The 13,733-nt window shown below is 69.8% G+C and carries 9 protein-coding genes; 4 read left to right on the top strand and 5 right to left on the bottom strand.

Going from position 1 to position 13,733, the window contains the following annotated elements; translation table 11 throughout:
- The first annotated feature begins 139 nt into the window (after positions 1–139).
- The 3 genes from ACFW3D_RS32550 to ACFW3D_RS32540 all read left to right on the top strand — a co-directional run bounded on the left by ACFW3D_RS32550 (position 140) and on the right by ACFW3D_RS32540 (position 7,100).
- Complete coding sequence (locus ACFW3D_RS32550; protein ID WP_500510374.1) at positions 140–2,401, top strand: alpha-L-rhamnosidase C-terminal domain-containing protein; 2,262 nt, start codon at positions 140–142, stop codon at positions 2,399–2,401.
- 277 nt (positions 2,402–2,678) lie between these two features.
- A complete protein-coding gene (locus tag ACFW3D_RS32545; RefSeq protein ID WP_500510372.1) occupies positions 2,679–5,885 on the top strand; it encodes a family 78 glycoside hydrolase catalytic domain in 3,207 nt (1,068 codons plus the stop codon).
- Positions 5,886–6,098: 213 nt separating this feature from the next.
- Positions 6,099–7,100, top strand: a complete 1,002-nt coding sequence (locus ACFW3D_RS32540) for a LacI family DNA-binding transcriptional regulator (protein ID WP_500510370.1) — start codon at positions 6,099–6,101, stop codon at positions 7,098–7,100.
- 114 nt (positions 7,101–7,214) lie between these two features.
- Here ACFW3D_RS32540 and ACFW3D_RS32535 read toward each other — a convergent pair whose 3' ends face one another.
- The 4 genes from ACFW3D_RS32535 to ACFW3D_RS32520 form a co-directional block, all read right to left on the bottom strand.
- A complete protein-coding gene (locus ACFW3D_RS32535; protein ID WP_500510367.1) occupies positions 7,215–7,757 on the bottom strand; it encodes a flavodoxin in 543 nt (180 codons plus the stop codon).
- Positions 7,758–8,039: 282 nt separating this feature from the next.
- Positions 8,040–8,891 (bottom strand): aldo/keto reductase, encoded by an 852-nt coding sequence (locus tag ACFW3D_RS32530; RefSeq protein ID WP_500510365.1) that lies wholly within the window; start codon positions 8,889–8,891, stop codon positions 8,040–8,042.
- A 77-nt stretch (positions 8,892–8,968) separates the two neighbouring features.
- On the bottom strand, positions 8,969–10,003 hold the full coding sequence (locus tag ACFW3D_RS32525; protein WP_500510363.1) for a zinc-binding dehydrogenase: 1,035 nt from the start codon (positions 10,001–10,003) through the stop codon (positions 8,969–8,971).
- A gap of 107 nt (positions 10,004–10,110) precedes the next feature.
- Positions 10,111–11,088, bottom strand: a complete 978-nt coding sequence (locus ACFW3D_RS32520; protein WP_500510361.1) for an aldo/keto reductase — start codon at positions 11,086–11,088, stop codon at positions 10,111–10,113.
- A 208-nt stretch (positions 11,089–11,296) separates the two neighbouring features.
- Between ACFW3D_RS32520 and ACFW3D_RS32515 the strand changes: the two genes are divergently transcribed.
- Positions 11,297–12,214, top strand: coding sequence for a helix-turn-helix transcriptional regulator (locus tag ACFW3D_RS32515; RefSeq protein ID WP_500510359.1), 918 nt, complete (start codon positions 11,297–11,299; stop codon positions 12,212–12,214).
- A 451-nt stretch (positions 12,215–12,665) separates the two neighbouring features.
- Here ACFW3D_RS32515 and ACFW3D_RS32510 read toward each other — a convergent pair whose 3' ends face one another.
- Entirely contained in the window at positions 12,666–13,553 is an 888-nt protein-coding gene (locus ACFW3D_RS32510; RefSeq protein WP_500510356.1) for a helix-turn-helix transcriptional regulator, read from the bottom strand.
- Between the last annotated feature and the right edge of the window lie 180 nt (positions 13,554–13,733).

Genomic DNA, 13,733 nt, shown 5'->3' with positions numbered 1-13,733 from the left:
CCGCGTGTCCCGCCCCGTGCGCGCAGACCAGGCTCCGCCGGCACCACTGGATCTGCGCTGACAGTCCCCGCGGCCGGGGCCGACCGCCCCGGCCGCTCAGCCCCCGCGTTCCCCGAACGCCTCTCGAGGGAGATCACACGTGCTGAACCGCTTCCACCACAGACGCGGGAACTCCTCCCGCAGCCGCAGGCGCTCCCGCGTCATCGTCGCCTTAACGCTGATGGCCACGATGGCCTCTGCCCTCGTACAGGCGGAGGCCGCGCCCCCGCAGAACCCGAACTGGCAGTCCTACGTCCTGGGTCCGGCCACCGCGCAGGTGCCCCCGGCCAGTGTGGAAACCCGGGGCAGCGTGACCAACCCGAACACCCTGGTCACGGGCCAAGGGTCCGCGACGACCCTGACGACGGTCGCCGGCGGCGCGCCCGCGTCGGTCCTCCTGGACTTCGGCAAGGACATCGCAGGGACCCCCTACTTCGACATCACCGCCCTCGAAGGCAATCCGACGCTGTCGCTGGCCACCTCCGAGGCGCGCCGCTACATCCGCACGCCCGCCTCGACCACCGTCTCGGCCGCCGCCGCGACAGGGGCCACGCAGGTGACCGTCGCCTCCACGGCGAACCTCGAGGCCGGCAACACGATCACCTTCGGCACCGGCACGACCGCCCAGACCCGCACGATCACCGCCTTCGACACCTCCTCCAGGCGGGTCACGATCACCCCCGCCCTGACCCGGAGCCTTACGACGCAGACCGCGGCCGTCAGCGCCCCGGGCGCGCCCAGCTCGGACGAGTCCCGCGGCCTGGCGGGCGTCGGCGGCATCGACACCCTGCGGCCCACCGGAACGGGCCGGGGCTCCGGCTCTTACCACCCCGGCTTCCGCTTCGTCCTGCTCACCCTGACCTCGCCGGGCAGCATCTCCCTGTCCGCGGCAGGGGTCACCTTCCAGGGCGTCCGGGCCACCGCCGCGGACTACAAGGGCTGGTTCATCTCCAGCGACGACCAGCTGAACAAGATGTGGTATTCCGGCGCGTACACGCTGCAGCTGAACCTGAAGCCCGCCGGGCTGAACGGTCTGGCGGACAAGCGGATCTACGACGGGGCCAAGCGCGACCGCAGCATCTGGACCGGTGACCTGCTCGTCCAGGGACCGACCGCGATCTCCACCCTCGGTGACGAGGGCGCCAGCTACGTGAAGTCGTCCCTGAACGTGCTGCTGGCCGCCCAGCGTTCCGACGGAGCCATCCCCGGCTCGCCGGACTTCAGCAAGGGCAGCAACCCGGCCGGCTCACCGCTGTTCTACTCCAACAACTATTCCGGCTACGGCGCACGCGCCGCGATCGACTACTACTGGTACACCGGGGACCGGAACTACATCATCAGCGTCCTGTCCGACCTGCGCGCGGAGCTCGCGTACAACGACCGGTTCCTGACCGCCAACCGTCTGGTCGCGTCCAACGACCGCGACTACTGGCAGGCTAGCCAGAGCGGCGAAGTCACCAAATACAGCATCGACTACTACATCCTGCTCAAGGAGATGGCCTGGCTGGAGCGGCAGGTCGGCTCCGCGAGCAACGCCACCGCGAACGACGCCAAGGCCGAGTCGATCAAGCAGGCCGTCAACACCCGCCTCTGGAGCACGCAGCTGGGCGCCTACGGCCAGAGCAGCGCCAAGCCCAACGTGCTGGTCGAGGACGCCAACGCCCTCGCCCTGCAGTACGGGATCGTCCCGGCCGAACGACGCAGCAGTGTGCTCAACGCGCTGAAGACGCTGTGGACCCCGTACGGCGCGATCATGGGCCCGGGTCTGGTCGACCCGACCGGCCACACCATCGAGCCGTTCGGCAACGGCATGGAGACCGCCGGACGCTTCGCCGTGGGCGACGCCACCGGTGCCTTCGACCTGATGCGTCGCACCTGGGGACCGATGGTAGACAGCAACGACCCGCTCTACACCGGCGCGTTCTGGGAGTTCAAGAACAGCAACGGTGGCGTCAACCGCGCGACCGCCAGCCTCGCCCACGGCTGGGCCGCCTCCCCGACCGTCCAGCTCACCGAACAGGTCCTGGGCGTCACCCCCGTGAACCCCGGCTACGCCACCTGGAGCATCAAGCCCCACACCGGCAACCTCGAGTGGGCCCAGGGCTCCGTCCCGACCAGCTTCGGCGACATCGGAGTGCAGTGGCAGACCGACTCCACGGCGTTCACCCTGCACGCCCAGACCCCGACCAGCACCAGCGGCACGATCGCTGTGCCGGCCGCCGCCCAGGCCACCGTCACCGTCAACGGCCGCACCGTCTGCACGGCAGGAAGCTGCAACGCCTACCAGGGCACCGTCACCAATGGCTACGCCCAGCTCACCGTCCCCGGCGGCACGTACGACATCACCGTCAGCCGCAACTGACCACGATCGGCCTGGTCTCCGCACCTCCCCGCGGGCGGGGGCCAGGCCCCCTGCCGGCTCCGCATCGAGCCGGCCGGTCGTCCCGGCCCGCCCCGTCACCACGGCCGGCGGCCGCACGGCTCGCGGGCCCGTCGTAACCACGGACCCGGCACCGCGGGGAGCACCACCCCTATCGCTCTCCTACTCCGCACGACGCGGTGGCCTCAGGCGGCTGCTCACCGAGCAGCCCCAGCCGCCGCACCGCCTGTGACATGCCCCAATCGACAGGAGTTCGTTGATGTCCGAAGCACCACGTGGTCTGAGCCGCCGACACGTCGTGGGGATCATGGTGGCCGGAGCGGGAGGACTGGCCCTCCCGATCGGGGTCACCAGCCCCGCGGCCGCCACCGCCTCCCACACGCACGGCGACAAAGCGACCGTCGGACACCTCAGCATCGACGGCCGTACCGACGAGCCGCTAGGCGTCGACGATCCGTCTCCCCGTCTGGGCTGGCAGGTCACCAGCGCCCCGGCGACCTGGACCCAGAAGGCCTACCAGGTACGCGCGGCAGCCACCTCCACGGACCTGACCCGCGGGCGTGACCTGTGGGACTCCGGCAAGGTCCACTCCGATGCCCAGACCGACATTCCCTGGCGCGGAAAGGCCCTCACGTCCCGCCAGAGCGTCGTCTGGCAGGTGCGCCTGTGGGACTCCCGAGGCGACGTGACACCGTGGAGCAGCCCCGCGACCTGGGAGATGGGGCTGCTCAAGCGCACCGACTGGGACCCGGCCCAGTGGATCGAGTACCCCGGCCGGCAGGTCGGCGACCCGCTGCCGATTTTCGCCCGCGCCTTCGACGTGGACAACCGTCACAGCGGCAAGGTCGTCCAGGCGCGGCTGTACATCGCCGGGGTCGGTCTCCTCGAGGCCAGCCTCAACGGACAGGCCATCACCGACGAGGTCCTCGCACCGGGAAGCTCCAACTACCAGCTGTCCGTCGAGTACCGCGCGTACGACGTCACCCGCCTCATCCGCTCCGGCGCCAACACCCTCGGCGTCGAAGTCGGCCACGGCCAGGCCCTGGTCACCCGCTCCGTCACCAACCCGGCCACCGGCCGCACCGCGCCCTACGACTGGTGGCAAAGCCAGTTCAAGGGAAGCGGCACCCTGGCCGCCCCCGCCGCACCCGGGGACACCGCGGTCAAGCTGAGCAGCGTGAGCGGCTACCACGTGGGCGGCACGATCAACATCGACACCGGCGACGGCGGCGACCGCCTGGAACCGCGCACGATCACCGCCATCGGCACGGCCGGCGCGGACGGGACCGGCATCACCTTCACCCCGGCCCTGACCAAGCAGCATGCGGCCGCGGCGTCCGTCACCGGCTCGGGGAACTCCCTGGCGGGCACCGACCCCAGCGCCGGGGCCGCCGTCTCCCCCCGGCTGATCGCACGCCTGGAGGTGACCAAGGCCAACGGCTCGGTCCAGACGATCGTCACCGACCACTCCTGGAAGACCTCGCTCGGACCGACGACCACCGACAACTGGTACTCCGGGTCCGACTACGACGCCCGCCGCGAACAGCCCGGATGGAACGCCCCCGATGCTGACCTGTCGCCCGCGGCCAAGCGCCGCGACGGCAGCGCCGCCGGATGGGCACGCGCAGGCATCGCGCCGCCCCCGAACCTGACCACCGAGCTCGTGTGGCGCGTCGGCGAGCCGGTGAAGGTCACCGACCGGATCCACCCCGTCAGCATCACCCAGCCGGCCCCCGGCGTGTGGGTGTTCGACCTCGGGCAGAACATCGCCGGCTGGCCGGAGCTCGCCGTGGACGGAACAGTCCCGGCAGGCACCACCATCACCATGAAGCCGGCCGAATCACTGGCCGCGGACGGTACCGTCAACCAGGCCTCCATCATGGGCGGCGGCAGCAGCCGCGGCACCAACGTATTCGCCACCTACACGACGCGCGGCAACCGGCACGGCGAAACCTGGCACCCCCGCTTCAACTACTTCGGCATGCAGTGGGTCCAGGTGACCGGCCTGCCCGAGGGCTACACACCCACCGCCGAGACCATCAGCGGCCTGCAGCTCCACGCGGCCACCCCCACAGCGGGCACCGTCACGACCTCCAACGACCGCATCAACCGCATCCACCGCATGTCGCGGTACTCGATCATGAGCAACATGATGTCCACCTTCACCGACTGCCCCGGCCGGGAGAAGCTGGCCTACCCTGCGGACTACCTCCAGCCCTTCGGCTCCCTGCACCGCAACTTCGGCTACAACGCCTACCTGCGCACCATGGAGCGCCACCTGGCCGAGGGCCAGTCCAAGGCAGGCGACAACATCGGCAACGTCGCCCTCAAGGCACCCGTGTACGACTGGGGCTACACCGGCCGGTTCGGCGACGAGATCAACTGGGGCAACGGGATCATCCTCGTGCCGTGGTTCCTCTACGAGGTTTACGGCGACACCCAGACGATGGCGCGGTACTACCCGCAGATGCAGGCGTTCATGAACTACATCAGGACGCAGAAGGCGGGCACGGGCGCGGATACCTACATTGTGGACGCCGCTCTGGCGGACTGGATCGCCGCCGAGAACACCTCGGGCCGCATCACCGGCACGTGGGGTTACCACCAGATCGCCGACCGCATGGCGAAGATGGCCGACCTCCTCGGCCGCCACGCCGACGCCCTCGAGTACCGCAGCCTCGCCTCCAACATCAAGACCGCGTTCAACGACGCCTTCTACAACACGGCCCTCGGCCGCTACACCGCCCAGGGCAACGCCGGCACCACCGGTGCCACCCAGGCCGCCCAGGCCCTCGCCCTCGACGAAGGCCTGGTCCCCGAGGACGAACGCCAGAGGGTGCTGGACGCGCTGGTCGAACTCGTCTACGCCTTCCAGCCGTTCGGCGGCGGACCCCACTTCAGCGGCGGCACCATCGGCCTCGCCCCGATCGTCCGGGCCCTGATGGACGGGGGACGCGACGACGTCCTGTGGGACGCGCTGCAGGAAGACACCCGGCCGAGCTACGGGTACTTCATGGCCCCGACCACCGCGAACCCGCAGGGGCTCACCACCCATCCCGAGCAGTGGGACATGGGCAACTCCAAGAACCACATGATCCTCCTGCAGATAGAGGAGTGGTTCCACAGCGGCCTGGCCGGCATCCGCCAGGCCCGCGGCACCGCCGGATACCGGTACCTGGTGATCGATCCGCGCATCGTCGGAGACATTACCCACGTCGAAGGCAGCTACCAGACCCCCCAAGGCCAGGTCGCATCCGAATGGACCCTGAAGAAGGGCACCTTCCGGCTGAAGGTCGACGTGCCACCGAACACCACCGCCGAAGTCCGCGTCCCCAAGGGCGGCCGCACCCCGCACGACATCCCGAAGGGCGCCACGTTCCGGCGCATCGAGGGCGACCGGGCGGTCTACCACGTGCCCTCAGGAACCTACGTCTTCGTCGCCCGGGGCGTATCCGCGGGGCAGTAACTCCCGGGCACCCCGACGAAGCCCGGCCAAGGCGAGCGCACAAGGCTCGCCGCCCGTCACCGGGCGGCGAGCCTCACGCAATCCGACGCACGCTTGAACAACATACAGACGCGCACCGGCCCGGTCGCCACGGAACCGTGCGCCTCACCCCCCGCGGCAGGACGCCGCCTCGAGTCCCGGGAGAATTGGCTGAACCAGACGACCATCCGTGATGTGGCCGCTGCAGCCGGCGTGTCCGCCTCCACGGTCTCGAACTACTTCCACTACCCACACAAGCTCACCAGCGCCACCCAAGATCGTGTTCGACAGGCGGTGGAAGACCTCGGCTTCGTCCCCAACGACGCAGCCCGCAAGCTTCGCACGGGCACGAACCCCGTGATCGGATGCGTCGCAGCCGTACCTGTCAGCGCCGCGGCATCCGAGGCTGCCCACGCCATTGAGCAGCGGATCGCGAATGAGAACATGCACCTGCTCATGGCCAACGTGAGCTCCGAGGAGCGCGAGCGGTCCTATCTCCGTCTGTTCGAACAGCAACGAGTGGCCGGCATCATCATTGCGCCCATCGGAGACGTCGAATCCGAACTGGCCAGGATCCGCAGCCACGGCATTCCCAGTGTGGTCATCACACGGCAGTCGACATCGACCTCCCAGGCGTCCGTCTCGACGGATCATGCCCTTGGAGGCCGCATTGGTGTCCAGCACCTCATCGGCCAGGGCCGAAGACGACTTGGCTTCCTCTCGGATGATCTCGACAACTGGCAGGTTCAAGACCAACTCCGCGGTGCCGTAGCGGCTCTCAGCTCCGCACCCGGCGTCGCCCTGGAGGTCATTCGCACAGCCAACGGATCCCTGAACGCGGCAGCCGCCTGCGCCGAGGCCATTGCACAACGGGCAAAGGAAGAACGGCCCGATGGCCTCTTCTGCAGCAACGGCATCCTGGCGATCGGCGCGAGTCACGCCTTTGCCGCCGGATACAGCAGGCGAGAGCCCATGGATGTGGCCATCGTCGGCTACGACGCGACCGCATTGGCGCCCCTGGCTGCGACACCTGTCACGGCCGTCCGGGTTCCTTACCGGGAGATGGGCGCAGTGGCAGTGGACCTGCTCTTCGACCAGATCTCGCAGACCCACCAGGAGGGAAGCGTGTCAGGCGCTCTCACCCGCCCTCACATACAACTCAACCCGGAGATCGTGTCGCTGGCATCCACTGCGTAGCCTCACGGCGCCGACCTGCAGGCTCCCGCACCTGCGGGGCTTGCCGGCGTTGCCGTACCTCTGGGGATGGCGTCCAAGGAGACCCGGTGCAGCCCTTGTGCTCCGAGGGCGCGGTCATACGCGGGGGATCCCGACGCGTCGCAACCATGCTTCGATGTCGGAATCGGCGCGTTCGACTTGTTCGCCGCGGACTGCGAGACCTTCTGCGATGGTGGCACCGGGGCAGGAGGCGGCGTAGTCACGTTCGGTCGTTCCCAAGCCGCTCATGGCGTAGGTGGTGACCGGGTGGACGGTCTTACGGCGCCAATCGAGGGCTTCGGTGAACGTCGTCATGATCATCGGCGCCCTGACGTTCCAGATGGGACTGCCCAGCAGGATCGTGTCGTAGCCGTCGAGAGCAGGCAGGCGGCCGGTGATGCCCGGCCGGGCGTCGGTGTCCTGCTCGTGGACGTTGCGCCGGACGGTCGCGTCGTAATCGTGCGGGTAAGGCTCGGCGGCCTGGATGCGGTAGGTGTCGCAGGTGATGCGGCTGCTGACCTTCCGCGCGAGGACCTCGGTGTTGCCCACCGTCAAGTCGGTGCGGCGGCCGTAGTAATAGTTCTCGCCCGGCCGGGAGAAGTAGACCAGCAGGACTCGCCTTCCGCTGCTTCCGGTCATAGGAGCCGACTGGGAGGGCGCTCTGGTTTCTGGTGGGGGCGGGGACGGTGAGCACCCCGTCAAGTGGGTTCCTGCCACAGCGGCGGCTCCTGTCAGCAGTGCCCGGCGCGGGACGGTGCGCCGGCTCGGTACGGCGGTGCTGTGCTGTGGCGTGATCACGAAATACGCCTCCGAGTGAACTGATGGGCAGGGCGGTGCCCGGGAACGCCCCGAGCACGCCTCGGGCTTGCCCCTGGCAGCAGCTGAGGTTCGCCGTGGGGTCGCTGCCGCGACCCCTGCGGGTCAGCTGTCCAGGCGGCGCTTGCTGAGCCAGGCGACCATTTCGGGGTCGTGGTGGTCGAAGAACAGCGTCGTGCCAGTGTCGAGGCCGGCGATGGCGGCCATCTGGTCGTCGGTGAGCTCGAAGTCGAAGACATCGATGTTCTGCGCGATCCGGTCGGGGTTGACCGACTTCGGGATGGTGACGATGCCGCGCTGGATCAGCCAGCGCAGCACGACCTGTGCCACGGACTTGCCGTGCGCCGCGCCGATCTCGCCGAGGAGGGGGTGCGTGAACAGATCGTTCCGGCCTTCGGCGAATCCGCCCCAGGACTGGTGCTGGACGCCGTGCTCGCGCATGAGGTCGTCGTCGGCGGTGCGCTGGAAGAACGGGTGCGTTTCGATCTGGTTGACCGCGGGCGGAATCTCATTGTTGAAGATGAGGTCCAGGAGGCGGTCGGGGTAGAAGTTGGCCACGCCGATCGCCCTGGTCAGGCCTTCCCGGTTGGCGGCCTCCATCGCACGCCACTGGCCGTAGACATCGCCGTAGGGCTGGTGCATCAGGTACAGGTCGAGGTGGTCCAGGCCCAGCTTCTTCAAAGACGTCTCGATGGCGCGCCGGGTGTTGTCGTGGGCGGGCGCGTCCTGCACCCACAGCTTGGTGGTGACGAACAGCTCCTCGCGCGGGATGCCGCTGGTCTTGATGGCGCGGCCGACGGCCTCCTCGTTGCCGTAGGCGGCCGCGGTGTCCAGGAGCCGGTAGCCGGCGGCGAGGGCGTCGGAGACGGCCTGCTCGGTCTGCTCCGGCGGGATCTGGTAGACGCCGAAGCCGAGGATGGGCATCTGCACGCCGTTGTCGAGGGTGATGGTCTGCACGGGATCTTCCTTGTCGCTCTGATGTCACAGTGGGCTGATGGACTGGTGGGGACCGGAGCCACAGGCACCGCCACCGGTCAGAGGGTGATGAGGGCCTTCAGGACGCGGCGGTCGGCCATCGCCTGGTAGGCCTGCGGGACCTGGTCCAGGGAGAAGCCTTGGTCGAAGACGCGGCCGGGGGTGATGGTGCCGTCCAGGACGTCGGGCAGGAGCTGCTCGATGTAGGCGCGGGCGTGACTGGCGCCGCCGGTGAGGGTGATGTTGCGCATGATCATCGACGGGCCGACGGGGCCGTCCTCGTACTGCGGGACGCCCAGGCGGCTGATGGTGCCGCCGTCGTCGACGGCCGCCAGGGCGGTCTCCAGGGTCTGGCGGGTGCCGACCGCCTCGATGACCTTGCGGACTCCGTCGCCGCCGGTCAGGTCACGGACCCGGGAGGCGCCTTCCTCGCCGCGTTCGGCGACGACGTCGGTGGCCCCGAACTCGCGCCCGAGGTCGGTGCGGGCAGTGTGCCGGCCCATGAGGATGATCTGCTCGGCGCCGAGTCGCTTGGCGGCGATCACCGCGCAGAGCCCGACCGCGCCGTCGCCGATGACCAGCACCGAGTCGCCGCGGCGCACTCCGGCGGTGACGGCGCCGTGGTGACCGGTGCCCATCACGTCGGAGAGCGTCAGCAGCGAGGGCAGCAGAGCGGAGTCGGCGCCTGCGGGCAGCTTGACCAGGGTGCCGGCGGCCTGCGGGACGCGCACCGCCTCGCCTTGGCCGCCGTCCACGCCGTCGAAGCCGTACCTGCCGCCGTTGCGGCACGACATGTGCAGGCCCCGGACGCAGTGGTCGCAGGTGTTGTCGCAGTACGTGAACGGTGCCACGACCAGGTCGCCCGCCTTGAGTCCCGACACGTCGGAGCCGGTCTCCTCGACGATGCCGAGGAACTCGTGCCCCATCGGCCGGCCGGTCCCGGCGGCGGGCATCGACGCGTAAGGCCACAGGTCGCTGCCGCACACGCAGGACAGCACGACGCGGACGACGGCGTCGGTGGGCTGCTGGATCTTCGGGTCGGGACGGTGTTCGATCCGGACGTCGCCGGTTCCGTACATCACTGCTGCACGCATGAAAACTCTCCTGCTCGGAAGAAGACCTGCCGGCCATGGCGGCCCGTGGAGTGTTGCTGTGGAAGATCCCGGCCGGTCGCTGCCGGCTGGGCACCGTGGTCGCCGGCTCAGCGTTCGAGCATCTGCGCTTGGGCCTCGGTGTGGGTGTCGCCGGCGGCGGCCGGAAGGCTGCTGAGTTTGTCGATCTGCCCGGCGGTCAGGGTGACGCTGTCAGCGGCGGTGTTCTCCTCGGCCCGGGCCACGCGCTTGGTGCCGGGGATGGGCGCGATGTCGTCGCCCTGCGCGAGCAGCCAGGCCAGCGCGACCTGGGCGGGTGTGGCGCCGACCTCGGTGGCGACGGCTTGGAGCTCGTCCGCGATTGCCAGGTTGCGCTGGAAGTTCTCGCCGCTGAAGCGCGGGTTGCCGCGCCGGAAGTCGTCCTCGTCGAACTGGTGGGTGGAGCGGATCGTGCCGGTGAGGAATCCGCGCCCGAGCGGCGAGAACGGCACCAGGCCGATATTCAGCTCGCGCAGCACCGGCAGCACCCGTTCCTCCACGCCCCGGGTCCACAGGGAGTACTCCGACTGCACCGCGGTGACGGGATGGACGCCGTGGGCACGGCGGATGGTGTCCGGGCCGGCCTCGGACAGACCGAAAGAGCGGACCTTGCCCTCCGCGACCAGCTCGCCGACCGCGCCGGCCGTCTCCTCGATCGGGACGTTCGGGTCGACACGGTGCTGGTAGTACAGGTCGATGTGGTCGGTGCCCAGCCGCTTCAGTGAGCCCTCGACGGCGGCGCGGACGTTGGCCGGGCTGCTGTCCAGGTTCCACGCCCCCTCGCCCGCGTGCGACACGAGGCCGAACTTCGTCGCCAGCACCACCTGCTCACGGCGCCCCTTCAGCGCCCGCCCGAGGAGATCCTCGTTGGTGTAGGGGCCGTAGATCTCTGCGGTGTCGATAAGCGTTACGCCCAGCTCCAGCGCCCGGTGCAGGGTCCGCACGGACTCCGCCTCATCGGTGCCGGAACCCGTGTAGCCGTGCGACATACCCATCGCACCCAGACCGATCCGGGAAACCTCCAGGTCACGCAGGTTGATGTACCGCATCCGCTCTCTCCGCTCCGTCGTCTTGCACGCTGTGCCCCTCTCGCCTGCCGACCGTCCCGTGATCGCTCAACCCGGCGTCGTGAGGGTTGTGGCTGCCGCTTGGCGTGTCTTCACCCTCGTGCCTTTCGGCGCCCGGAGGCAGGCCGAGCCGTTCGGGGGTAATGACAGGGCCCCTCACTCCGCCATCACCAGGGGTGACACTGGTCTCATGGCATCCGAGCACTCCACTGGCGGTAGCGAAGGCGCGGAGCTGGGGCGATTCCTGCGCGCCCGCCGCACCCAGACCAGCCCGCAGCACGCCGGTCTCACCGTCGGCCCGGGGCTGCGTCGCACACCGGGGCTGCGCCGCGAAGAACTGGCCACCCTCGCCGGGATCAGCATCGACTACTACGTGCGCCTGGAGCGCGGCAAGGAGACCCGCCCCAGCCCCTCCGTCCTCGACGCGCTCGCCCGCGCATTGCACCTGGACGACCAGGAGCACCAGCACCTGCGGGACCTTGCCGCCCGGGCCGCCCGCTACGCGCCCGAGACGCCGCCCGCACCGAGCCGCACCGTGCGCCCGCACCTGAAGCTGCTGCTGGAATCGCTACGGCCGAACCCCGCCTACGTCATCAGCCGCAGCATGGACCTGCTGGCGTGGAACCCCGGCGGCCTCGCCCTGTACGCGGGTTTGGAGGACTGGCCGGCCAAGCACCGCAACCTCGCCCGCTACCTCTTCCTCCACCCGGCCGCCCGCGACCTGTTCCCCGACTGGGACCGCCAGATCACCGCCTGCGTCGCCCGGCTGCGCGCCGTCGCAGGCACCGCCCCCGATGCTCCCGACCTGACCAACCTGGTCGGTGAACTCCTCCTCAAAAGCCCCGACTTCGCCCGGCTCTGGGAACGCTACGAGGTCACCGGTCGCAAGCCCGCACAGAAGACCTTTCACCACCCCCGCGTCGGAACCGTCACCCTCACCTCGCAGTCCATGCAGCTGGAAGGCACCCCCGGCCAGCGCATCGGCGTCTACACCGCCGAACCCGGCACCCCCGACCATGACGCCCTGCTCCTGCTCGACATGACCGCACCCCAGTCGGCGCAACGTCCCGCGAAGACGGACGCGGAACAGCACCGTCAGCAGCCCTGAACGGGCGGACGCTCCTATCCCTCCATCCCTGTGCTCTCAGCCGCGAGGACCGCCGTTCCCGCATCGGGTCGGCGTCCAGGGCGCCGACGTGCCAAGCGGTGGTTCCTGACAGGGGCCCGGTTGAACCGCTTTGCCGCGGAGGATCGGGGCCGATGAGGGTTCGCCGCGTAGACGGGTGTCGGAACGTTCCAGCACACCGTGGCGATCATTCACAAGGAACCAGACCGCGCGGCTTCCAGGTTCAGCCCAAGCGGCCGGCCGCGGAGCGCACTGCCCGCTGATACCGGGCCCGCGATCCCGCACATGCGGGGATCGTGGTCGTCTGGCGCCACGATCAGCATGATCACCCGAGCGCGACCCGTCCAGCGGTAGGAGCCTCGGCCTTCGCGTCGGACCACGCGGGAGACGCCAGCCGCGAAGCAGCACAGCTGCCGCCGGATCGCCGGCAGCTTCAGCTGGTGGGGTGCTGCGCTGCCGGGCGGAAATCCTCGGTGGCGGCCAGGGAGGCGAGCAGACGCAGTCCTTCCTCGCTGGGGGAGCCTGGTTCGGCGGTGTAGATGGTCATGGTGAAGCCGGGTTCGGCGGCCAGATCCAGGGCCTCGTAGGCGAGGGTGAGGTCGCCGACCGCGGGGTGGTGGAACCGCTTGGTGCCCGTGCCGTGGCGGCGGACGTCGTGCGCGCCCCAGCGGGTGCGGAAGGCTTCGCTGCGGGTGGACAGCTCCCCGATGAGGTCGTGCAGGTCCTTGTCGTGGGGATCGCGGCCGGCCTCGCGGCGCAAGATGGCCACCGCCATGTCCCCGAAGAGCTCCCAGTCGGGGTAGAACCGGCGGGAGGCCGGGTCGAGGAAGTTGAAGCGGGCCAGGTTCCGCTGGTTGTCGGTGCCGGCGAAGAGGTCGCTGTAGAAGGCGCGGGCGAGTGGGTTGGCGGCGAGGATGTCCATCCGGCCGTTGCACACGACCGCGGGACCCGCCGTGATCGCGTCCAGGGTCCACTGCAGGCTGCGGTGGGGGCTCCACTGCCGGGTGGTGCGGCGCCGGGGGCGGGTGAGGGCGTCGGAGCCGTCGGCGGCCTGGGCCAGGTGCAGCAGGTGGGCGCGTTCGGCGTCGTCCAGCTGGAGCGCTCGCGCGACGGCTTCGAGGACGGCGGGGGAGACGCCGGCGAGGCTGCCGCGTTCCAGCTTCGCGTAGTACTCGACGCTCATGTCGGCCAGCGCGGCGACCTCGCTCCTGCGTAGTCCCGGCACGCGCCGCCGGGACCCGGCGGGCAGGCCGGCCTGCTCCGGGGTGATCTTCGCTCGCCGCGAGGTCAGGAACTCGCGGACCTCCTCACGGTTGTCCATGTCTTCGACCGTACGACCTGCACGTCACGGGAGCGATGTACCAGTAGTACACCCCTCACTGGTGACTCCCTGGCCGGCGGCATCGGAGGTTTCCTGGAGAAGCACCACCGAGCGGCGCAGCCGACCCTCGGGGTGCCGAGCCGGCCGGTGCACACGGGACGACGGCGCCCCTCCGCGCAC

The organism is Streptomyces sp. NPDC058864, assembly GCF_042742985.1.
GTDB lineage: Bacteria > Actinomycetota > Actinomycetes > Streptomycetales > Streptomycetaceae > Actinacidiphila.
Note: the sequence above shows the minus strand (reverse complement) of the source record. Positions and strands in the feature narration are given on the sequence as shown.

Coding starts and splice junctions, on each gene's coding strand:
- ACFW3D_RS32545 (WP_500510372.1), top strand. CDS start 2,679: ATGTCCGAAGCACCACGTGGTCTGAGCCGCCGACACGTCGTGGGGATC.
- ACFW3D_RS32535 (WP_500510367.1), bottom strand. CDS start 7,757: ATGACCGGAAGCAGCGGAAGGCGAGTCCTGCTGGTCTACTTCTCCCGG.
- ACFW3D_RS32525 (WP_500510363.1), bottom strand. CDS start 10,003: ATGCGTGCAGCAGTGATGTACGGAACCGGCGACGTCCGGATCGAACAC.
- ACFW3D_RS32520 (WP_500510361.1), bottom strand. CDS start 11,088: ATGCGGTACATCAACCTGCGTGACCTGGAGGTTTCCCGGATCGGTCTG.
- ACFW3D_RS32515 (WP_500510359.1), top strand. CDS start 11,297: ATGGCATCCGAGCACTCCACTGGCGGTAGCGAAGGCGCGGAGCTGGGG.
- ACFW3D_RS32510 (WP_500510356.1), bottom strand. CDS start 13,553: ATGGACAACCGTGAGGAGGTCCGCGAGTTCCTGACCTCGCGGCGAGCG.